The following is a 19345-nucleotide window of genomic DNA, read 5'->3' as shown; positions in this document are numbered from 1 at the left end:
GCATCGCGGCCCACAGCCGGAAGATCCACCCCACGTGCTACATTTCTGCCGCTCTTGAACCAGCACCCTGGGGGGGATCATGACGGTTCATTGCCTTGTCTGCGCCGGCCCAACCCTCGACAACCCGCACGAGAGTCCGCCCGCAGCCCGTCCCGCACCCAGATCTCTCCGTCGGCTCACACCCACGGAAGAGCAGCTTTTCGTCACGTTGCACAGCGCTCCCTCAAACGAGGAAGTCGCGGCTCGTCTGCACGTCACTCCGCGAACGGTGAAGTTTCACATGGCCAATATCCGGTCGAAACTCGGCGGCATGACAAGACTCCGGCTCTGCCTGTTGTCCGCCTTGCATCACAGGGGCCTTTTGTCCCTCTGCGGTGACTGCACGCTGTTGTTCACGAAACTGCCGACCGGCTCCACATCCATTGCAGCCTTTCCGGCACAAGCACACGCAGAATGAGTCGCGGACACTGGCCGGCCCACTGCCACGAGACCTGCCCCGGCAGGGGCCGCGCCTTCCCCGCGATGCTGCGGCAGATCTACGGCCCGAAGGGATGCGTGCCCAACGCCCGGCCGTACGACGCGAACGGGCAGTACCTGGGCAGCCCGTCGGTACCGTGACGCCCCGCCGGGCATGCGTCCTGCCTGTACCCACCCCGTGACCGAGTGGACTGAACCAATCGGCTCCGGCAACGGTCATAACAGGGGGTACGGAGCCACCGAGTACGGGGGAGGGGCGCGAATGGCCGGATGGCATGTGCGTCGGCGGGGGCAGCAGGAACGCGGCCGGAACCGGCCGTTCGTCATAGCTGTCGTTCCGGCCGTGCTGGTCGCGGCCGCCGTCGTGGGTGTCCGGTGGAACAGCGAGGGTGCGGCCGGTCCGGATGCTTCGGCCGCCTCCGGCTCCTTCACCATCGCCCGCGCGGGCGCCTCCGACTCCTCGGACGCCCGTAAGGGCGACACCCGCACGGGCAAGGCCTACCGGGTCGAGGTGGAGGACGGTTCGGGCGTCGACCCCGACCGGGCCGCCGCCGAGATCGCCCGCATCCTGGCCTCGCCACGGGGCTGGTCGCACCACGGCGAGCACACCTTCCGACAGGTCGCCGACGGTCCGGCGGGACTGGTCATCCGGATCGCCACGCCCGGGACCACCGACGCCGTCTGCGGGCAGAGCGGCCTCGACACGCACGGCGAGGTCAACTGCCGGGTCGGCGCCGACGTCATGGTCAACCTCAAGCGCTGGCAGCAGGGATCGCCCGAATTCCACGGCCCGCTCGCCGACTACCGGGCCCTCATCATCAACCACGAGGTCGGGCACTGGCTGGGCCACGGCCACGAGACCTGCCCGGGCAAGGGCCGCCCCGCCCCCGCGATGATGCAGCAGATCTACGGCCTGAAGGGGTGCGTCTCCAACGCCTGGCCGTACGACACCAAGGGCCACTACCTGGGCGGCCCTTCCGTACCGTGACGTCCCTCAGCTGCGGCGGAAGACCAGTCGTCCGCCGAGCACCGTCGCCGCGCAGCTCACGGCGCCCGCGGTGCGCAGCGCCGCCGCGTCCCGTACGGCGAACACCGCCAGATCCGCGGGCCCGCCGACGGCCAGGACCGCGGCGAACGCGTCGGCCGGCACCGGTACGGACGCCAACGGGTCGAGCGACACGTGTTCCGGCGCCGGGCCCGGAGCGTGCACGCGCAGCCCCGAGCGGGCGACCGCCGTGCGTACGGCGGGGCGGGTGAAGGGGCCGCGCACGGCGGTCGTGCCGTGCCGCAGCATGCGTTGCAGTCCGCGCCGGGCACTCGCGCCCCAGCGGGCGTCGTCCATGCCGAGGGCGGTGAGCGCGTCACCGGTGAGCGGATCGCTGCCGAGCGCGTCCGCCTCGCGCGGGTCCGGGTGGTAGGCGGCCTCCAGCAGCGCCGGCGCCCCCGCGTTCAGCAGTCCCGGGGTGATCAGGCCGGACCAGCGCCGGATCCGGGCCTGCGGACGGGCGGCGGTCAGCTCCCCGTACGCACCGATGGCGACGAGCACGCCGCCGTCCACGGCCACGGAGTCCACCCCTTCCGGGGCACCGTGCACCGCGTCGGCGGCGTGGATGGTCAGCACGGACGGGCTAGTTGGCGTCGAGGAGCTTCAGCTCCGGGTGTGCCGTGCCGCCCTCGATCGCCGTGGACGAGATGTGCGAGACCACCCGCTCGTCGACCGGGTCGTTCGCCGGGTCGTCGTGCACGACGAGGTGCTCGTACGTCGTGGCGCGCTGGGCCGGTACGCGGCCCGCCTTGCGGATGAGGTCGATGATTTCGAGCCGGTTGGAGCGGTGCTTGGCACCGGCCGAGGAGACGACGTTCTCCTCCAGCATGATCGAACCGAGGTCGTCGGCACCGTAGTGCAGCGACAGCTGGCCGACCTCCTTGCCGGTGGTCAGCCAGGAACCCTGGATGTGCGCGACGTTGTCCAGGAAGATCCGGGCGATGGCGATCATCCGCAGGTACTCGAAGAGCGTCGCCTGCGTCCGGCCCTTCAGCTTGTTGTTCTCGGGCTGGTACGTGTACGGGATGAAGGCGCGGAAGCCGCCGGTGCGGTCCTGCACGTCACGGATCATCCGCAGGTGCTCGATGCGCTCGGCGTTGGTCTCGCCGGTACCCATCAGCATGGTGGAGGTGGACTCGACACCGAGCCGGTGGGCGATCTCCATGATCTCCAGCCAGCGCTCACCGGACTCCTTGAGCGGGGCGATCGCGGTACGCGGCCGGGCCGGCAGCAGCTCGGCGCCCGCGCCCGCGAAGGAGTCGAGCCCGGCGGCGTGGATGCGCTGGATGGCCTCCTCCACGGAGACCTTGGAGATCCGGGCCATGTGCTCGACCTCGGAGGCGCCCAGCGAGTGGATGACCAGCTGCGGGAACGCCTTCTTGATGGCGGAGAAGTGCTCCTCGTAGTACTCGACGCCGTAGTCCGGGTGGTGTCCGCCCTGGAACATGATCTGCGTACCGCCGAGTTCGACGGTCTCCGCGCAGCGGCGCAGGATGTCGTCGAGATCGCGGGACCAGCCCTTGGCGGTGTCCTTGGGCGCGGCGTAGAAGGCACAGAACTTGCAGGCCGTGACACACACGTTCGTGTAGTTGATGTTGCGCTCGATGATGTACGTCGCGATGTGCTCCGTACCGGCGTAACGACGACGGCGTACGGCGTCGGCGGCCGCGCCCAGTGCGTGCAGCGGCGCCGAACGGTAGAGGTCGAGCGCCTCCTCCGGAGTGATCCGACCGCCCTCGGCGGCTCGGTCGAGGATGGGCTGGAGGTCGGCCTTCTCGGTCACCGGGCTGTCACCTTTCGGCGGTTTTTCAACGGATCTACGGACCGGTTCACCCTACGCCAGCGCTCGTGCGCGCCTCTCGCCGCACCCTCGCTGCGAAGCGGCGCCCCGGAGCCCGCGCCGCTCACACCAGCGCGCCGGGTCAGCCGGTCGCCGCATCGGCGTCACGCCAGGTCGGCAGCAGCTCGTCCAGCAGCGCTTCCGTACGCGGCGGCAGCCCCCGGCCGACGTCGCCCGGCTCGTCGGCCCGGGCGACGAGGGACGCGGCGAGCACTGCCAGGCGCTCGGTATCGCCCGTGGCGTGGGTCGCGCGCAGCAACTCGTTCCACAGCCGCTCGTCGTTCGGCGACGAGGACAGTGCGACGGTGAGCGCGGCGACGGCCTGCTCGGGCCGGCCCTGTTCGAGGTGGTGTTCCGACAGGGCGAGGGCCACGTCCGCGACGAGCAGGGGCAATTGGGCATCGATGATCTCGTGGGCGAGCCAGCCGTACCGGCCCTCCGGCCGGTCCACCAGCAGCGGGCCGCGGACGAGCCCGAGCGCGTCGGTGAGCAGCCGCTCCCGCACGGCCGCGTTCCGGGCCCCCTGCCCTGGGTCGCTAGTAGTCGCACGAGTACCTCAAGGCAGACCAGGGTGCCCGCGACGCCCACAGGGCCCTTCACCCTTCACCCACCCCGTGATGCACACGGCTCCCACGGATGTCGCCTACGCACTCGTGAACCGGGCTCTCCCCAAGCCCGGACACCTTCGATGCCGCCGATCGGCGCGGCAGCACCGATGCGAGCCCGGAATCATGACGGCAAGCGCGCTTCGACCGCCCGCCCCAAGAGCGGTGCCCCTGAGGCCAGGATCCCCCGGTCAGGCTTCGACACTGAGGATCCGGAGCAAGCGCAAGGGCCGCGAGGTCCGCGCTATATTCGGCAACTCCACCGAAAGCTGACCACTTCAGTCATCCGATGACGGCTCGGGCGCTACTCCAGCGGTACGAGCCCACACTTCCTCGAGTTCCGCCCATTGGACGACATCCAGTTCCCCGCTCTGTGGACGAGTCACAGTGACGCCCTTGGCCTGCGCGGTAGCGAGAAGGCTCTTCACCATGGCAGGGCTGGTGAGCAGGAATGCGGTCGGGTAAAGGCTGGCGGTAGAGGTCTTGTTCCGTCCGAACCGTCCCCGATAGCTGATCTCGCCGGGGATGAGGACATCCTGCATCGTTCCCGAGCCTTCGGCGGACGCCAGGTGGTTGAACAGCAGGGTGGTCAGGGCCTCCGCCACACGTTCCAGCACCCAGTCGCGCCCGGGCACGCCGATCAACACGCTGCGAATGACGTCGAACTGAGCGTTGATCAGGTCCTTCGTCAGCGAGCTGGTTCAGCCCAGATTTCTGGGCGACGTTCTTCCCCGGCTCTTCGATGGTTCCTCTGGCGGATTTGACCATGTTCGTGATGGTGAGTGCTTCGACCACGACCGTGCCGTAGGTGCGGGCGATGGCGGTGGTCGTCCGGTGCTGCCAGTCCAGGGCCCGGCGCTTGGCTTTCGCGCGGAGTCCTGCGATCTGGTCGTAGGTGCGGTGCAGCCGGCGGCTGGTGCGCTCGCCGGGCTTGCGGTGCCGCTTGCGCTGCGCGGCGCGCCGCTCCAGGTGCAGAAGCCTGGCCTTCTCCTTCTCCGTCAGCCATTCGCCGTGCTCGTACGTCTCGCCGTCCGAGAGGGCGATGGGCACGGTGACGCCCACGTCGATGCCGATCTCCGGCCCCTGGTGGGGCTCGGGCTTGACCTCAACGCTCTGGACACGGAAGGCGATGTGCCAGCCAATGGGGCCTCCCCTGCTCGAGCGAAGCCGAGAGCTTGGGGAAGCGTCCTTGACCAGCCGTGCCCCGGTGATCCGGTTCTCCGCGCCTGCACGCTTGCCGACCGGCAGGTCTTTGGTCCACCGGAAGCGGACCCGGCCCACCTTGGGAAGGTTGCCCTGCCCCCACCGGCGATGCACGCGGGTGATGTTCAGGTCCCGGCCCTGCGGGATGTCCACGGACATCACCGTGCGGAACCGGCCCTTGAAGTTCGGGGCGTCGGCGCGGCCCTCCCAGCAGTTCTTCCACGCCTGGAAGTACGTCTTGAGTACCGCTTGCGCGGCCTGCGCGGGAAGGACAGCAAGGAAGTCGATGTCCTTGCGGGCCTGTCGTACGGCGGCATCCGCGTGTCCGAGAGTCCGCTTTTCCTTCGGCATCATCTGCCACCAGGCGTGCAGCAGGTTCCACATGGTGCGGGCCGCGTGCGCCTGGCTATCAGTCCTCAACGCCTCGGCGGGCGACAGCGCAAGCCGGGCACGATGCCCGAACTGCCGCTTGACCATGGTGTCTTGACTCACGATCGAGACCATAGCATTGGTTTATGTCACCGCGCTGGAACCCTCATCCCGATGTCAGAACCGGTCGCCATGTTGTCTACAACCTGCACGTTCATTTGGTTTTTGTCACAAAGTACCGGCGTGAAGCGTTCACCGACGCCATGCTGACCCGCACCGAAGAGATCATGCGGGAGGTCTGCGCCGACTTCGAGGCCGAGCTGAAACAGTTCAACGGCGAACAGGACCACGTCCACCTGCTCGTGCACTACCCGCCGAAAGTCCAGCTCTCCAAGCTGGTCAACTCCCTCAAGGGCGTCAGCTCCCGGCGGCTCCGCCAGGAGTACACCACGCATGTCCGCCGGTACCTGTGGGGCGGACACTTCTGGTCCGGCTCCTACTTCGCAGGATCATGCGGCGGGGCACCCCTGACCGTCGTCAAGCAGTACATCGAAAACCAGCAGCGTCCCGTCTGACCCTCACCCCAAAGGCGCACAGCACTCCGGCGCTCCGCGCCTCCGGGCCAAGGATGGCCTTCACCCCCGCCCTGAAGGACTCTGCTGAGGAATGCGTGATTCGAGCAGGGCTGGGTCGTTGGTCCTCCACGATTGTTATGGCGTGAGCGGGAGGGCCGAGAGATGTCACTGGAGCCACGGGCTGGTCATGGGGTGCCGGAGCTGACGGCCCGGGTGGTGCGGGCAGCGTTCCCGAAGGGGACGATGGCGGTGCGGATCCGGGAGGCGTTGGGCCCGCTGTTTGAGGACGAGGCGTTCGCAGGGGCGTTTGCCGTCCGGGGACGCCCGGCTGTCTCGCCGGGGGCGTTGGCTTTGGTGTCGGTGTTGCAGTATGCGGAGGGGCTGACCGATCGGCAGGCCACTGACCAGGTGCGGGCCCGGATGGACTGGAAGTTTCTGCTCGGCCTGGAGCTGGACGATCCCGGGTTCGAAGCCTCCGTGCTGAGCCTGTTCCGTTCCCGTCTCATCGAGCACGGACTGGAACAGACGACGCTGGAGCTGGTGCTGGAACGCCTGCGCGGGCTGGACCTGCTGAAGGCCGGTGGCCGGCAGCGGACCGATTCCACGCACGTGCTGGCGGCGGTGCGGACGCTGAACAGGATGGAGTTCGTCGGCGAGACGCTGCGGGCCGCACTGGAAGCGCTGGCGGTCGCCGCCCCGGCATGGCTGTCCGGCCTGGTCACACCCGAGTGGGCCGAGCGCTACGGGCCGCGCGTGGACGCCTACCGCTTCCCCAAGGGCGAAGAGGTCCGTGAACAGTGGTCTGAGCAGGTCGGACGGGACGGGTTCGTCCTGCTGGACGCGGTCTACGCCCCCGCGGCTCCGGACTGGCTGCGCGAGATCGAGGCGGTGCAGGTCCTGCGGGTCTCCTGGGTCCAGCAGTACCACCGCGACGAGAAGGGGGTGCGCTGGCGGGAGGGCAAGGATCTCCCGCCGGTTCATCACCGGTTGTGCTCGCCCTATGACACCGATGCCCGTTACGGGATCAAGCGCGGCTCGGGCTGGACCGGCTACAAGGCGCATCTGACCGAGACCTGCGAGCCGGATGCGCCGCACGTGATCACGCAGGTGGCCACCACCGATGCCGTGGTGGCCGACACGGAGATCACCGAACCGGTCCACCAAACGCTCGCAGAACGGGAGTTGCTGCCGCACGTGCATGTCGTGGATGCCGGCTACACCACTGCCGCCCTGTTCCTGTCCGCGACCGAGCGGGGTATGGAACTGCTCGGCCCGGCCCCGCACGACAGCAGCCGCCAGTCCCAAGAGGATCAGGGCTTCTCCCGCGCCGACTTCACCATCGACTGGGACAACGAGAGCGCCACCTGTCCAGGCGGGCACCAAAGTTTCGAGTGGTGGGAACAGAAACACCACCGCAACGGCACTCCGGTCCTCAAGGTGTTCTTCTCCGCCGAGCACTGCCGCCCCTGCCCGAAGCAGACGGCATGCACCAAGCCCCCGTCCGGCCGCCGGGGCAGGGGCATCACCTTCCTGCCCCGCGAACGGCACGAGGCCCTCGAAGCCGTCCGCCAGGCCCAGGAGACCGACAATTGGAAGAACCGTTACGCGATCCGGGCCGGGGTCGAAGGCACGATCTCCCGGGCCGTCCGTGTCACCGGCCTGCGCCGTACCCGCTACCGCGATCTACCCGCGACCCGCCTCGGCCACGTCTTCGCCTCCACCGCACTCAACCTCATCCGCATCGACCGATGGCTGACCGGCACCCCACTCGGCGGCACCCGCACCTCCCGCCTCGAAGCTCTGATGCTCGCGGCCTGACCACCCGAATCACGCATTCCTCAGCAGAGTCCTTCAGGGCGGAGCACCGGCCAAGATCAGAGGTAGAAGATGCTGACAGCGGTCAGCAGGAGGAGACCCGCAGTGATGTCGACGGTGCTCTCAGTGCTGTTCCGCTGGTCCGGGCTGTCGGGCAGCCGCGGGGCGAGCAGGCCGAGCGGGTCCTTGCGGATCTCGACGCGGTCGCCCGCTTTGGCCCGACCGAAGCAGTTCTGCTGCTGGGACACCTCGTATTCCTTGTGGTCGCCGCCGACCTCCTCGACGGTGCAGAACCAGTCCGCGCCCCGCCGGTTGTGCTCGTTGGTCACCTCGGTCACCACGGCCGCGACCGGATCGCCCGCGGTCTTCATATAGACCTCATACATCGCGGGCCCCGCGAAGAGCATCAGTGCGAAGCCACTGACCGAGGCCAGCGTCGCGGCGCCGGCACGGTCCCAGGCGCCACCGATCAGGCAGGCGGCGACCGCGACGGCCGCCAGCATGACGACCACGCCGGCCCACGTCACCCACTGGGCGATCCCGGCGCCCAGGATCAGGAAGCCGGGCAGGAGCACGGCCCACATCAGGGAGCTGAAGACCCTCGAAGACGGCACCAAGATCGGTGCGCCGCTCTCCAGGGCGCATAGTCCGGTTTCGGCGTGTAGGCCGGTTTCACGGTCAAGGTGCGGGTTTGGGATTTGAGGCAATATTTCGACCCGGAAGAATCGGTTGTCCGACGAATTACGGAATGGGTACAGACTTCAATCTCCGGTCGAGCATCTGCACGTGTCCGGCAGAGGGAAAAGCCTTCCGTTCATCGTGATGCCCGTTCCCAACCGGACTACGGGCATGCATACCATGGAAGTGATATCCCGGGGTAACAAACAATGGACATCCGGGCGACCGGGGGCATGCCGGATTCCGTCCGGCGAATTCCCAGAACGTCAAGTCCCGAGCACCACACCACGGGCACGGCGAAGACCGCCTCCTGGTCATCCGGGGCGGCGGGTCCAAGGCCACGAGTTGTGTGCGGGGCAGGGGGAGGGAGTACGGCTCGATCGCGTGGATCAGCCGACAGGTGCGGGGCCCTGCCCCGTCGTCCGGTCAGCCGCCGAGCAGCTCTACCTTCACATCCGCCGGGAAGCCGGTCGTCGGACCGACCCGGCGTGCGAACTCCTGTACGCCGGCCAGCTGGTCCGGGCCGAAGCGGAAGTCCAGGGTCGTGAAGTACCGCTCCAGCACCTCCGCGTCGAAGGCCTCCCAGCGCGCCGCCTGCTCCGCGACCTTGGTGACCTCCTCCAGGGAGACGTCCCGCGAGGCCAGGAAGGCCTCGTGCGCCTTGCTCACGTGGTGGGGTTCGGCCGCCAGGTAGTCCTTGCGGGCCGCCCAGACCGCGAAGACGAAGGGGAGCCCGGTCCACTCCTTCCACATCTGACCCAGGTCGTGGACCTGGAGGCCCAGCCGGGGCGCGTCGTGCAGGTTGGCGCGCAGCGCGGCGTCGCCGATCAGCACGGCGGCGTCCGCCTCCTGCATCATCAGGCCGAGGTCCGGCGGGCAGGTGTAGTAGTCCGGGTCGACGCCGTACCGCTCGGCGAGCAGCAGCTGGGCCAGGCGCACGGAGGTGCGCGAGGTGGAACCGAGTGCCACCCGGGCCCGGTCCAGCTGGTCCAGCGGCACCTGCGACACGATCACGCACGACATGACGGGCCCGTCACAGCCCACCGCGATGTCCGGGAAGGCGACCAGGTCGTCGGCGTTGCGGAGGAACTCGACCAACGTGATGGGGCCGATGTCCAGATCGCCCCTGACCAGCTGCTCACTGAGCTTCTCCGGGGTGTCCTTCGAGAGCTCCAGGTCGAGCAGGGTTCCGGTTCTCGCCAGTCCCCAGTACAGGGGGAGGCAGTTCAGGAACTGGATGTGGCCGACGCGCGGCCTGCTGCGACGGTCGTCGCCTGCGACGGTTGAGACGATTGAATTGTCCACATCGCGAGGCTAGACCCGTGGTGCCGCCCGGGCGGCACCGGGTACGCGTGGCGTCACCCGATCCCGCCCCGGCAACGTGCCGAAGCCTTGCCCGTATCCCTGTCCGTACCTTTGCCGTACCCCTTGAAGGCGCCTTCGTGAGCCGTTCACGACACCTTCACGACACCCTCCGGGACACCCACTTCGTCAGGTCATCGGCACGGCAATCAAACATCCGGGTGAAGTGATCTTTCCCTCTACCCTTCCCCACATGCTGCGTGCTAGGCTCGACGCAAGTTGCAGTTTGGTTTCCCTTGCAGTACAGAGCCTGCGGAGCATGTAACCCGCAGGCTTTTGTAGTTTTCAGACTTCTTTGCAGGTTCTGGAGCAGGGCAACCCTTTGGCCCAAGGAGGGCTTATGGCTACCGGAACCGTCAAGTGGTTCAACGCTGAAAAGGGCTTCGGCTTCATCGCCCAGGACGGCGGCGGCCCGGATGTCTTCGTTCACTACTCCGCGATCAACGCGTCCGGGTTCCGCTCCCTCGAGGAGAACCAGGTCGTGAACTTCGACGTCACTCAGGGACCCAAGGGTCCGCAGGCTGAGAACGTCACCCCGGCCTAGTTGCCCGGGTCGGCCGATCGCGGCCGGTAAGCAGTACCCAAGGAGCCCCGCTCCTCCGCTTCGGCGGAGGAGCGGGGCTCCTGCCTGTGAGTGGCCGCCCCGTGGGTGGCCACCCCGCTGCTTCCCTACTTCTTCGGCGTCTCGTCCCGGCTGTTCACGACGTCGCGGTCGAGCACGGCCTGCATCTCGGTGACGGTGCCCTTCTTGCCCAGCTCGGTGTTCCGGACCAGGTAGGCGCGCATCCCCAGGTAGTCGTAGCTGTTGGCATCGAACACCAGCTCCCTCCGCTCGTGCGTCCGCTCGTCCGTACGGGCCAGTGCCACACCGGGTCGGCCGTCGCCGTCCTGCGCCTTGTCCAGCGCGACGACGCCGGGGATCCGCGCTGCGGCACGGTAGAGGGCGGCACCCGTCTCCGGCGGCAGGATCGACTCGCTGATCAGGCCGCCCACGTAGTCGAAGAGGTTCTGGTCGGACGAGCCGGAGTACGCGGCGTCCGCACGGAGCTTCTTCAGCAGCGCACCGGGTTCGGTGGGCAGCTTCTGGAGCGCGGCGTAGGTGTGATTGCGATTGTCCTGCGCATGATCCTCGGAGCGTGGAGCCGACCAGATGAGGTCGTCGCCCGGCTGCTTGAGCCGGCTCTGCACCTTGTCGGGGTTCTGGGACGTCCACGACTCCCGGTAGTACGTCTTCAGCTTGAAGGGACTGCCGTCGACCGCCTGCATGTTGGAGTAGTGCGAGCGTACGTACACGAACTGGTTCGGGCCCACGCGGTTCGCGGGAGCCTGTGAGGCGCGCTCTGCGACGTTCTCCATCAGCGCTCCGACGCCGTTCGCCGAGCCGACCTCGACCTTGACCACCGGGGCCGCGCTGAGGTGGAACCCGTCGTCGCCGCCGCTCCGGCCGGGACCGGCCAGGAAGGTAAAGGCGAGCGCTCCTGCGGCGGCCATACCGACAGGCACGACGTACCACGCGCGGCGGCGGCGCGGCCGCGCGTCCTGCGGCGCCTTCTGGGCCTGGACCTGGGCCTGGTGGATCTCGTTCATCAAGTGCTCCTTGAGCAGCCGGTGACGGTCGTCCGGCAGGGCCGGTCCGTGCGGCTCGGGCAGTAGCGCCCCGAGCTCGCCCGCAACCCTCTTCGCATCGGCACTCATCGGTTGCCCTCCCATGCGTTCGACCGGACCGCAGCGGCGCGGTCACTCCGGTACTGTCCGGCCGCTCCGGGTAGTTCCATGTTTCTTGCGATTTTCTTTATTTCGTCCGCGGTGAGTTCCCTCAGCCGCTTCCTGGCCCGGGAGAGCCGCGAACGGATGGTCCCGACGGGGACACCGAGCGCCCGTGCGGCGCCCCGGTAGTCCAGGCCGTCCCCGACGCAGAGCAGGAACACCTCCCGCTCCTTGGGTCTCAGCCGTCCCAGCGCGGCCTGCACGGCGCCGAGCTGTTCCGCGTCATGGATGCGGCCCACCAGCTCGTCGGCGAAGTCCGGCACGGCCGGTCCGGCCGGCATCCGGGTCAGTGCCGCGTCATGCCGTTTGGCGGCGCGGCGGACGTTGCGCAGGACGTTGGTCGCGATGCCGAGCAGCCAGGGCTTCAACTCCTCGTCCGAGTCCCGCAGGGTCTCGCGCAGCCGCCACGCTTCCAGGAAGGTCAGCGATACGGCGTCCTCCGCACCGGCCCAGTCGCCGGTCGAGCGGACCGCGTACCGGAACACCGTCTGTGCGTAGTCGTCGAAGAGGCTGCCGAACGCGTCCGGGTCACCTGCCCGTATCCGGGCTCTCAAGGAATGCTCCACATCTCGTCCTGTCCGCAGCAGGACAGGAGTTCCGGTGACCTGTGTCATATTCACGCCGGGGCGCTGCGGCGCGGTCGTCGTCCACGCCGGGGTGACGGTCTCCGCCCCGGTGGGCCCGCTGGATCGACGTCAACGGCTATCGGTCCACGGGATACGTCCTCGAGATCAGTCTGGAATGCCCCGGGGACCAGGACGAGTGGGTGACGGAACTCCCGGAGCCGATCACCAGGGCCTGACCCGCTCCGGACACCCGTGGGTGGAAAAGAACGTGACACTCGATGCCTGGAGTGTCACGTTCTTTTCCGCCCCCTACCGTCCTCCTCCGGGCCCCGCCCACAGGCCGTCGTCCGTCAGCCCCAGCAGGTCGATCGCGTTGCGGCGCACGATCCGGTCCACGACGTCGGCGTCCAGATGTCCCATCTGCGCCTCGCCGACCTCGCGCGACTTGGGCCAGGTGGAGTCGGAGTGCGGGTAGTCCGTCTCGTACAGGACGTTCCCGACGCCGATCGCGTCCAGGTTCTTCAGGCCGAAGGCATCGTCGAAGAAGCAGCCGTAGACGTGCTCGGCGAACAGCTCCGACGGCGGACGGTGGACCTTGTCGGCGACGCCGCCCCAGGCCCGGTTCTCGTCCCACACCACATCGGCGCGTTCCAGGATGTACGGAATCCAGCCGATCTGGCCTTCCGCGTACATGATCCGGAGGTTCGGGAACCGTTCGAACTTGCCGCTCATCAGCCAGTCGACCATCGAGAAGCAGCAGTTGGCGAAGGTGATGGTGGATCCGACGGCGGGTGGCGCGTCGGCCGAGGTGGACGGCATCTTCGAGGACGAGCCGATATGCATCGCGATCACCGTGCCCGTCTCGTCGCAGGCCCGCAGGAACGGATCCCACTCGTCCGTGTGAATCGACGGCAGCCCCAGATGCGGAGGTATCTCGGAGAACGCCACCGCGCGCACACCGCGCGCCGCGTTGCGCCGGACCTCGTCCGCGGCCAACTGTGCGTCCCACAGAGGGATCAGGGTGAGCGGGATGAGCCGGCCGCGCGCCTCGGGCCCGCACCACTCCTCCACCATCCAGTCGTTGTACGCGCGCACCCCGAGCAGCCCCAGTTCGCGGTCCTTCGCTTCGGTGAAGGTCTGGCCGCAGAAGCGGGGGAAAGTGGGGAAGCACAGGGCGGACTGGACGTGGTTGACGTCCATGTCGGCGAGCCGGTCGGGGACCGAGAACGACCCCGGACGCATCTGCTCGTACGTGATGACCTCAAGCTTGATCTCGTCCCGGTCGTAGCCGACCGAGGTGTCGAGCCGGGTCAGCGGGCGGTGCAGATCCTCGTACACCCACCAGTCGCCGATCGGGCCGTCGTCCCCCTTCGCACCCATCACGGGCGCGAACTTTCCGCCCATGAAGGTCATTTCCTTGAGCGGTGCGCGGACGATGCGCGGGCCGCGGTCGAGGTACTTGGACGGGAGCCGGTCCCGCCAGACATGAGCGGGCTCCACCGTGTGGTCGTCCACCGAGATGATCTTCGGGAAGGTCTCCATGCCCACCACGGTAGCGCTGATCTGACGTACCGTCAGCTCTCCGTGCCGTTCCTCGTTCCACAATCGTTGTCGAGGGCTTGTGCAGAGAGTCACCTGCTGCTGACGTGTCCGCCCCTGACAAGGCAGACTGTTGAGCGCGATACCAGCGGTACGGAGCAATCCGGATCCGTCCGTCCCGACCGGTACATGGGCGGCAGATCCGGAACGGACAGCACCAGCGTGATCGGTAGGACCGGCGGGGCGAGCAGGGCAGGGGGCATCAATGGACCGTGACCACGGGCCGCGCATGCATGTTCCGGAGCAGCGAGCTCCACAACAGGAGGCGGCCGACGGCGCCGATCTGCGCTTCGCCGTGCTCGGCCCGGTACGGGCATGGCGGGGCGGCAAGACGCTGCCGTCCGGTTCACCGCAGCAGCGCGCCCTGCTGACGGCGCTGCTCCTGCGCGGCGGCCGTACCGCCACCGCCTCCGAGCTCATCGACGCCATCTGGGGCGAGGACCCGCCCTCGCAGGCGCTCGCCGCGGTACGCACGTATGCCTCCCGGCTCCGGAAGGTCCTCGACCCGCAGACCCTGGTCAGCGACGCCGGTGGATACGCGATCCGGACCAGGCGCGGCGCCCTCGACCTGACGGTGGCCCAGGAGCTGGCGGCAGAGGCGGACAAGGCCCGTGCGACCTGCGACCGCGCCCAGGCCCGCACCCTGCTCAACAAGGCGCTCGGCCTGTGGGACGGCGAGGCCCTGGCCTCCGTGCCCGGCCCGTACGCCGAGTATCAGCGCAGCCGGCTGGAGGAGTGGCGGCTCCAGCTCACCGAGACCCGCCTGGACCTGGACCTGGAGGTCGGCTGCCACGCGGAGGCGGTCTCCGAACTGACCGCGCTGACCGCCGCGCACCCGCTGCGTGAACGGCTGCGCGAACTCCTCATGATCGCCCTGTACCGCAGCGGCCGCCAGGCGGAGGCGCTCGCGGTGTATGCCGACACCCGCCGGCTGCTCGCCGACGAACTGGGCGTCGACCCGCGCCCCGAGCTCTCCCAGCTCCAGCAGCGCATCCTGCGGGCCGACGAGGAGCTGGCCCGTCCGGCCGACGAACCGGCTCCGGCCCCCGCACCCGTCCGCCCTGCCCAGCTCCCGGCCACGGTCCCGGACTTCACCGGCCGCGCCTCCTTCGTACGCGAGCTGGGCGACCGGCTGGCGACCGCCGAGGGTTCGGTCATGGCCGTCTCGGCGCTGGCCGGCATCGGTGGCGTCGGCAAGACGACCCTCGCCGTGCACGTCGCCCACCAGGCACGCCAGCACTTCCCGGACGGCCAGCTGTACGTGGACCTCCAGGGCGCCGGCGCACGGGCGGCAGAGCCGGAGACGGTCCTCGGCGCGTTCCTGCGCGCCCTGGGCACGGCGGACTCGGCGATCCCCGACTCGCTGGACGAGCGTGCCGCGCTCTACCGCTCCACGCTCGACAGCCGCCGCGTCCTGGTCCTCCTCGACAACGCCCACGACGCGGCCCAGATCCGCCCCCTCCTCCCCGGCACCGCGGGCTGCGCGGCCCTGGTCACCAGCCGCGTCCGGATGGTCGACCTGGCCGGCGCCCACCTGGTCGACCTGGACGTGATGTCCCCGGAAGAGGCGCTCCAGCTCTTCACCCGCATCGTGGGCGAGGAGCGCATCAACTCCGAGCCCGAGGCCGCCCTCGACGTGGTCGCCGCCTGCGGCTTCCTCCCCCTGGCCATCCGTATCGCCGCCTCCCGCCTGGCCTCCCGCCGCACCTGGACGGTCTCGGTCCTGGCCGCCAAACTCGCCGACGAACGCCGCCGCCTGGACGAGCTCCAGGCCGGCGACCTCGCGGTGAAGGCCACCTTCGAACTCGGCTACGGCCAGCTGGAACCCGCCCAGGCCCGCGCCTTCCGCCTCCTGGGCCTGGCGGACGGCCCGGACATCTCCCTGGCCGCGGCGGCGGCCCTGCTCAACCTGGAGTCCCACGCGGCGGAGGACCTGCTGGAGGCCCTGGTCGACACGAGCCTGCTGGAGTCGGCGGCGCCGGGGCGGTACCGGTACCACGACCTGGTGCGGCTCTACGCGCGTTCTTGCGCCGAACGCGACGAACAGCCTCCCGCGGAGCGCGAGTTGGCGCTGTCGCGGCTGCTGGACTTCTATCTGGCGACGGCGGCGGGGGTGTATGCGCTGGAGCGGCCGGGGGATCGGTTGGTGGATCACCTGGAGCCGACGGGGCACGAGGGGCTGGCTTTCGACGACAGGCATACAGCACGGGACTGGCTGTACACGGAGGCCGGCCCCCTGCTCTCCTGCGTGCGCCAGTCGTCCAGCCCGGGAACGCTGCCACGCGCCGTCGACCTACTCTGGTGCGCGCTCGATCTGGGCGAGTCCGGAGCGAACTCGAAGCAGTACGAATCCACCGCGTTCGCGGTCCTGGAAGCTGCCCGCGCGGGGCGTGATCAACGCACGGAAGTACGGGCCCTCATGACGCTGGCCGATGTGCATCACACATCGGGACGCTTCGACCAGGCCGAGAACGAGGCCGAGAAGGTCATGCAGCTCGTCGAAACGGCATGCGACCCCTTGCCGGGTTGCTGGGCTCCGAATGCCCTCGGCATCATGGCGCTCTATCAGAACCGTCACGACGACGGCGAGAAATACCTCACGGTGGCTATCGACCGTTTCCGTGAGATCCAAGACCGCCCCGGTGAGGCAAGCGCGTTGTGCAACCTCTCCCGCATCCATCTGGCCACCCGCCGCACCGACAGCGCGGTTTCACTGGCCCAGCAGGGCATAGACATCTACGACAGCATGGGGCATGCCCTCCGTAGCGCGAACGGGCGCTACGCACTGGGAATGGCTCTTACCCAGAGCGGCCAGTTCACCACCGCGACAGAACGCCTTCTGGAGGCGCTGGACGTATTCCGGGACAGCCGCCAACGCCTGTGGGAGGGAATGACCCTCTTCCGCCTCTCCGAGGTCGACCTCGCGTCCGGAAGTTCAGCCGACGCGGCGACCAAGGCCGAACAAGCCCTGACTTCCCTGCGCGGCATCGGCGGCGAATGGCGTCGGGGCAACGTGCTCACGGTACTCGGCCGTGCCCTCGACGACATCGGCCAGTTCGGGCGGGCGCAGGTGTGCTGGCGTGAAGCACTGACCATTTACGACCGACTCGGCTCTCACGAAGCCGCCGAGGTACGCACCCTGCTGGCGTCCACGGCTTCGTCGTCGGCCACGTGACTCGCACCTGAACGGCGTTCATCGTTCGTTTATCGCGGCCGGGCACTCTGATGAATGTCGATCCGCCGCGTCGGGGGGCAGACGGATTGACGCCAAGGCCGTAGCACTAGTGTGAACGGCCCTGAGACGCCCGCCCGGCAGTCCACGGGGGAACAGCCGGGCGGGCCTCGCCGAACCACCACCTGAGACGCCTAGGGGAGCAGACGAACATGGCTGACGCGAAGAAGGACCTGGAGATCAAGCCGCAGGACATGCACGCCACTGGCGAGGACGCCGGGCAGATCACCACCAAGGACATGCATGCCACCGGCGGAACCGTGAAACCGCTGGACATGCACGCAACGGACGGCGTCGCCACAACCGACGACATGCACGCCACGAGTGAGCCGGCCAACTGAAGCGTCAATCGACGGGGTACGGGGGAGCGGCCGCGGCGGCGCGGAGGGGGAGCCGTCGCGGCCGCTGTATGTTTAGTGCGCACAGTCAACGTAATCGCGCCAACGTTCGACCGCTTCCCGCCAGAGGGGTGCCGCCATCGCCCCCTCCCTGTCACTAGCGTCACTTCACGTCCGGAAGATCGCTCCCATCACAGGAGTTGGAATGACCCGCACGAAGAAGACGCTCGTCGCCGCCGCGTTCGCCGTGGCCCTCGGCCTCGGCGCGGCCACCCCGGCCCTGGCCGATCAGCATGCGACGTGCGGTGACACAACCACTCAGGATCAGCATGCGACCAGCGGTGACGCAACCGCTGACGATCAGCACGCCACCTGAGTCATATCCGCGTAGGCAGAGGGGCACGAGCCACCGGCTCGTGCCCCTCTCCGCGATTACCGTTACAACCCCCTGACCTGTACCCCTGCCCCGCACAGCTTCCGCATGTCGTCCTCGTCCGAGGTGAAGACCGCCACCCGCCCCCGCTGCCGCCCCGCGATCACCGCGAGTGCCGCGTCGATGGCGTACTTGTGGCCGTGCAGGCCGGTATCCGCGAGCAGCGCGATCGCCTCGTCCGCGACCTCCCTGGTCACTGGTTCGACGACGATCCGGGACATGGCCCAGTTCCACTCCGAGCGCCGGATCTTGCTGTGATACGCCTCGATGAGGGTCATGGAACTGGTCACGACCCGGACGGACGCCCGGTGCGCATCCTTGAGCCGCGCTTTCATCTCCAGATCTCCGAGGGCAGCCCGCGAGAGCGCTTCGCAGTCCAGCACGTAGCAGACACCCGCCATCAGGCAGCGTCCCGGTGCGTCTTCGCGCTTGCCTCCTGGGCATCGAACCACTGCTCGATCTCGCGACGCTCAGCCTCCGCCGCCGCCAGTTCGGCATCCGTCACCTGCCCATGCCGCTCCTCCATCCACGCCACCAGCTCCCCCAGGCGGTCATGCTCGCGCTGGCGCTCTATGGCGTGGGTGACATACGCACTGAACGCCCCCGGACCCACCTCGCTGCGGATCTCCTCCGCGAGCTCCTCCGGCAGTGTGACTGTGTACTTCTTGGTTGCCATACCCATCACCATACCCACTGGAGTCAGCATCCGCTGATGCCCGCATGGCAGAAGTCGAGTTCCAGCAGTGGCGACCCCAGTTCCGACTGCATCGAGCTCGCCTGGGGCCCGAGCGGCAGCATCCTGTGCCGCGAGAGTGACACTCCGGACACCGTCCTCACCACGGCCCCCATCGCGTGGGCGGCACTGATCCGCAGCACCCGAATCGCATCCTTCGGCCCCGCCGAGGAGGCGGTCATCCAGGCAATCGCCGACGGCATCCTCGACCGCACTGGCCCCACCCGCTCCCGTACCGCTGCGCAGACCGCGCTCATCCGCACGGCGCCCGCCTCCCCCGAGGGGCATGTACTCAGTCGCGCCCTGCAAGAGCTGCGGATAGTGAGGGAGAAGCCTGATGCGCGAAGCCCTCATCCTCCAGCCGGAGCGGACCCCGGCAGCCCTCCGGATCGCCCTCGCCCAGTTGGCACCGTACCGGCTGGCCGAGATGGAGCGGCAGAAGGACGAGGTGCTCACCCTCGCGGCACGGATGGACTCACCCGGCCCGCTCCTCCAGTTCCTTGAGTCATGGGCCGTCGTCATCGAAATTGCCCGCTTCCCAGCCGTGGCCGGCCGCCTGCACTCCGCCGAGTACACAGCGCAGATCCTTGACAAGGACGACCCGGCCTGGCGATCAGCCATGGCCGAGATCCGCACCATCCACACCTCTGCCCACAAGTCGCTCGCGCGTGAGTGAGTGAGCGGCACTGGAGTACGGATCCAACGAGC

The 19345-nt window shown here is 68.6% G+C and carries 21 protein-coding genes and 1 pseudogene; 11 read left to right on the top strand and 11 right to left on the bottom strand.

Annotation, left to right across the window (positions count from 1 at the left end):
* Positions 1-79: 79 nt before the first annotated feature.
* The 3 genes from OG306_RS22320 (at position 80) to OG306_RS22310 (ending at position 1465) form a co-directional block, all read left to right on the top strand.
* Entirely contained in the window at positions 80-457 is a 378-nt protein-coding gene (locus OG306_RS22320) for a helix-turn-helix domain-containing protein (protein ID WP_353963829.1), read from the top strand.
* Positions 454-618: a hypothetical protein gene (locus tag OG306_RS22315; RefSeq protein ID WP_266752748.1), complete on the top strand. Its 165-nt coding sequence runs from the start codon at positions 454-456 to the stop codon at positions 616-618. Before OG306_RS22320 ends, OG306_RS22315 begins: the two co-directional genes overlap by 4 nt.
* 121 nt (positions 619-739) lie before the next feature.
* Positions 740-1465 (top strand): DUF3152 domain-containing protein, encoded by a 726-nt coding sequence (locus OG306_RS22310; protein WP_266747865.1) that lies wholly within the window; start codon positions 740-742, stop codon positions 1463-1465.
* A gap of 6 nt (positions 1466-1471) precedes the next feature.
* Here OG306_RS22310 and OG306_RS22305 read toward each other — a convergent pair whose 3' ends face one another.
* The 4 genes and pseudogenes from OG306_RS22305 to OG306_RS22290 form a co-directional block, all read right to left on the bottom strand.
* The gene (locus tag OG306_RS22305) at positions 1472-2098 is read right to left on the bottom strand and encodes a hypothetical protein (RefSeq protein WP_266747864.1); all 627 of its coding nucleotides are present in this window, start codon (positions 2096-2098) and stop codon (positions 1472-1474) included.
* Between the two features lie 7 nt (positions 2099-2105).
* Positions 2106-3305 (bottom strand): cyclic dehypoxanthinyl futalosine synthase, encoded by a 1200-nt coding sequence (mqnC, locus tag OG306_RS22300; RefSeq protein ID WP_266747863.1) that lies wholly within the window; start codon positions 3303-3305, stop codon positions 2106-2108.
* A 139-nt stretch (positions 3306-3444) separates the two neighbouring features.
* Positions 3445-3891 (bottom strand): annotated as a pseudogene (locus OG306_RS22295) (bacterial transcriptional activator domain-containing protein); the annotation flags it as partial.
* Between the two features lie 358 nt (positions 3892-4249).
* Positions 4250-5662, bottom strand: a complete 1413-nt coding sequence (locus tag OG306_RS22290) for an RNA-guided endonuclease InsQ/TnpB family protein (protein WP_266905788.1) — start codon at positions 5660-5662, stop codon at positions 4250-4252.
* Positions 5663-5685: 23 nt separating this feature from the next.
* Here OG306_RS22290 and tnpA point away from each other — a divergent pair, with 23 nt between their 5' ends.
* Complete coding sequence (gene tnpA, locus OG306_RS22285) at positions 5686-6114, top strand: IS200/IS605 family transposase (RefSeq protein WP_266905790.1); 429 nt, start codon at positions 5686-5688, stop codon at positions 6112-6114.
* Positions 6115-6276: 162 nt separating this feature from the next.
* On the top strand, positions 6277-7932 hold the full coding sequence (locus OG306_RS22280) for an IS1182 family transposase (RefSeq protein WP_371665580.1): 1656 nt from the start codon (positions 6277-6279) through the stop codon (positions 7930-7932).
* Between the two features lie 56 nt (positions 7933-7988).
* Here the strand turns inward: OG306_RS22280 and OG306_RS22275 are convergent, their stop codons facing one another.
* On the bottom strand, positions 7989-8543 hold the full coding sequence (locus OG306_RS22275) for a hypothetical protein (RefSeq protein ID WP_266905796.1): 555 nt from the start codon (positions 8541-8543) through the stop codon (positions 7989-7991).
* A 490-nt stretch (positions 8544-9033) separates the two neighbouring features.
* Positions 9034-9912, bottom strand: coding sequence for a menaquinone biosynthetic enzyme MqnA/MqnD family protein (locus OG306_RS22270; RefSeq protein ID WP_266747844.1), 879 nt, complete (start codon positions 9910-9912; stop codon positions 9034-9036).
* Positions 9913-10309: 397 nt separating this feature from the next.
* Between OG306_RS22270 and OG306_RS22265 the strand changes: the two genes are divergently transcribed.
* Positions 10310-10513 carry a cold-shock protein gene (locus tag OG306_RS22265; RefSeq protein ID WP_003967102.1) on the top strand — a complete coding sequence of 68 codons (204 nt, stop codon included), beginning with the start codon at positions 10310-10312 and terminating at the stop codon, positions 10511-10513.
* A 125-nt stretch (positions 10514-10638) separates the two neighbouring features.
* Here OG306_RS22265 and OG306_RS22260 read toward each other — a convergent pair whose 3' ends face one another.
* From OG306_RS22260 to OG306_RS22250, 3 genes are all read right to left on the bottom strand, one after another.
* The gene (locus OG306_RS22260) at positions 10639-11664 is read right to left on the bottom strand and encodes a CU044_5270 family protein (protein WP_266747843.1); all 1026 of its coding nucleotides are present in this window, start codon (positions 11662-11664) and stop codon (positions 10639-10641) included.
* Entirely contained in the window at positions 11661-12290 is a 630-nt protein-coding gene (locus OG306_RS22255) for an RNA polymerase sigma factor (RefSeq protein ID WP_327258901.1), read from the bottom strand. Before OG306_RS22255 ends, OG306_RS22260 begins: the two co-directional genes overlap by 4 nt.
* 321 nt (positions 12291-12611) lie before the next feature.
* A complete protein-coding gene (locus tag OG306_RS22250; RefSeq protein ID WP_266747841.1) occupies positions 12612-13844 on the bottom strand; it encodes an amidohydrolase family protein in 1233 nt (410 codons plus the stop codon).
* Between the two features lie 262 nt (positions 13845-14106).
* Here OG306_RS22250 and OG306_RS22245 point away from each other — a divergent pair, with 262 nt between their 5' ends.
* The 3 genes from OG306_RS22245 to OG306_RS22235 all read left to right on the top strand — a co-directional run bounded on the left by OG306_RS22245 (position 14107) and on the right by OG306_RS22235 (position 17847).
* Positions 14107-17076, top strand: a complete 2970-nt coding sequence (locus OG306_RS22245) for an AfsR/SARP family transcriptional regulator (RefSeq protein WP_371665579.1) — start codon at positions 14107-14109, stop codon at positions 17074-17076.
* Positions 17077-17285: 209 nt separating this feature from the next.
* A complete protein-coding gene (locus tag OG306_RS22240; protein ID WP_266747839.1) occupies positions 17286-17474 on the top strand; it encodes a hypothetical protein in 189 nt (62 codons plus the stop codon).
* A 202-nt stretch (positions 17475-17676) separates the two neighbouring features.
* On the top strand, positions 17677-17847 hold the full coding sequence (locus OG306_RS22235) for a hypothetical protein (protein WP_266747838.1): 171 nt from the start codon (positions 17677-17679) through the stop codon (positions 17845-17847).
* Positions 17848-17909: 62 nt separating this feature from the next.
* On the opposite strand, the gene OG306_RS22230 is transcribed toward OG306_RS22235, so the two are convergent.
* Both OG306_RS22230 and OG306_RS22225 read right to left on the bottom strand, forming a co-directional pair.
* Positions 17910-18305 carry a PIN domain-containing protein gene (locus tag OG306_RS22230; protein WP_266905800.1) on the bottom strand — a complete coding sequence of 132 codons (396 nt, stop codon included), beginning with the start codon at positions 18303-18305 and terminating at the stop codon, positions 17910-17912.
* Positions 18305-18580 (bottom strand): hypothetical protein, encoded by a 276-nt coding sequence (locus OG306_RS22225; protein ID WP_266747836.1) that lies wholly within the window; start codon positions 18578-18580, stop codon positions 18305-18307. Before OG306_RS22225 ends, OG306_RS22230 begins: the two co-directional genes overlap by 1 nt.
* A 36-nt stretch (positions 18581-18616) precedes the next feature.
* Between OG306_RS22225 and OG306_RS22220 the strand changes: the two genes are divergently transcribed.
* Both OG306_RS22220 and OG306_RS22215 read left to right on the top strand, forming a co-directional pair.
* Positions 18617-19141, top strand: coding sequence for a DUF397 domain-containing protein (locus OG306_RS22220; protein WP_323183908.1), 525 nt, complete (start codon positions 18617-18619; stop codon positions 19139-19141).
* Entirely contained in the window at positions 19026-19313 is a 288-nt protein-coding gene (locus OG306_RS22215; RefSeq protein WP_323184052.1) for a hypothetical protein, read from the top strand. Before OG306_RS22220 ends, OG306_RS22215 begins: the two co-directional genes overlap by 116 nt.
* Positions 19314-19345: the final 32 nt, after the last annotated feature.

This window comes from Streptomyces sp. NBC_01241, assembly GCF_041435435.1.
Classification (GTDB): domain Bacteria; phylum Actinomycetota; class Actinomycetes; order Streptomycetales; family Streptomycetaceae; genus Streptomyces.
The sequence above is the reverse complement of the archived record's forward strand: the minus strand, read 5'-3'. Positions and strand labels throughout refer to the sequence as shown.

What these genes read in the sequence shown, in the direction of transcription:
- OG306_RS22315 (WP_266752748.1), top strand. Translation starts at nt 454, where the DNA reads ATGAGTCGCGGACACTGGCCGGCCCACTGCCACGAGACCTGCCCCGGC.
- OG306_RS22230 (WP_266905800.1), bottom strand. Translation starts at nt 18,305, where the DNA reads ATGGCGGGTGTCTGCTACGTGCTGGACTGCGAAGCGCTCTCGCGGGCT.
- OG306_RS22320 (WP_353963829.1), top strand. Translation starts at nt 80, where the DNA reads ATGACGGTTCATTGCCTTGTCTGCGCCGGCCCAACCCTCGACAACCCG.
- OG306_RS22280 (WP_371665580.1), top strand. Translation starts at nt 6,277, where the DNA reads ATGTCACTGGAGCCACGGGCTGGTCATGGGGTGCCGGAGCTGACGGCC.
- OG306_RS22310 (WP_266747865.1), top strand. Translation starts at nt 740, where the DNA reads ATGGCCGGATGGCATGTGCGTCGGCGGGGGCAGCAGGAACGCGGCCGG.
- OG306_RS22225 (WP_266747836.1), bottom strand. Translation starts at nt 18,580, where the DNA reads ATGGCAACCAAGAAGTACACAGTCACACTGCCGGAGGAGCTCGCGGAG.
- OG306_RS22245 (WP_371665579.1), top strand. Translation starts at nt 14,107, where the DNA reads ATGGACCGTGACCACGGGCCGCGCATGCATGTTCCGGAGCAGCGAGCT.
- OG306_RS22235 (WP_266747838.1), top strand. Translation starts at nt 17,677, where the DNA reads ATGACCCGCACGAAGAAGACGCTCGTCGCCGCCGCGTTCGCCGTGGCC.
- OG306_RS22240 (WP_266747839.1), top strand. Translation starts at nt 17,286, where the DNA reads ATGGCTGACGCGAAGAAGGACCTGGAGATCAAGCCGCAGGACATGCAC.
- OG306_RS22260 (WP_266747843.1), bottom strand. Translation starts at nt 11,664, where the DNA reads ATGAGTGCCGATGCGAAGAGGGTTGCGGGCGAGCTCGGGGCGCTACTG.
- tnpA (WP_266905790.1), top strand. Translation starts at nt 5,686, where the DNA reads ATGTCACCGCGCTGGAACCCTCATCCCGATGTCAGAACCGGTCGCCAT.
- OG306_RS22250 (WP_266747841.1), bottom strand. Translation starts at nt 13,844, where the DNA reads ATGGAGACCTTCCCGAAGATCATCTCGGTGGACGACCACACGGTGGAG.
- OG306_RS22220 (WP_323183908.1), top strand. Translation starts at nt 18,617, where the DNA reads ATGCCCGCATGGCAGAAGTCGAGTTCCAGCAGTGGCGACCCCAGTTCC.
- OG306_RS22265 (WP_003967102.1), top strand. Translation starts at nt 10,310, where the DNA reads ATGGCTACCGGAACCGTCAAGTGGTTCAACGCTGAAAAGGGCTTCGGC.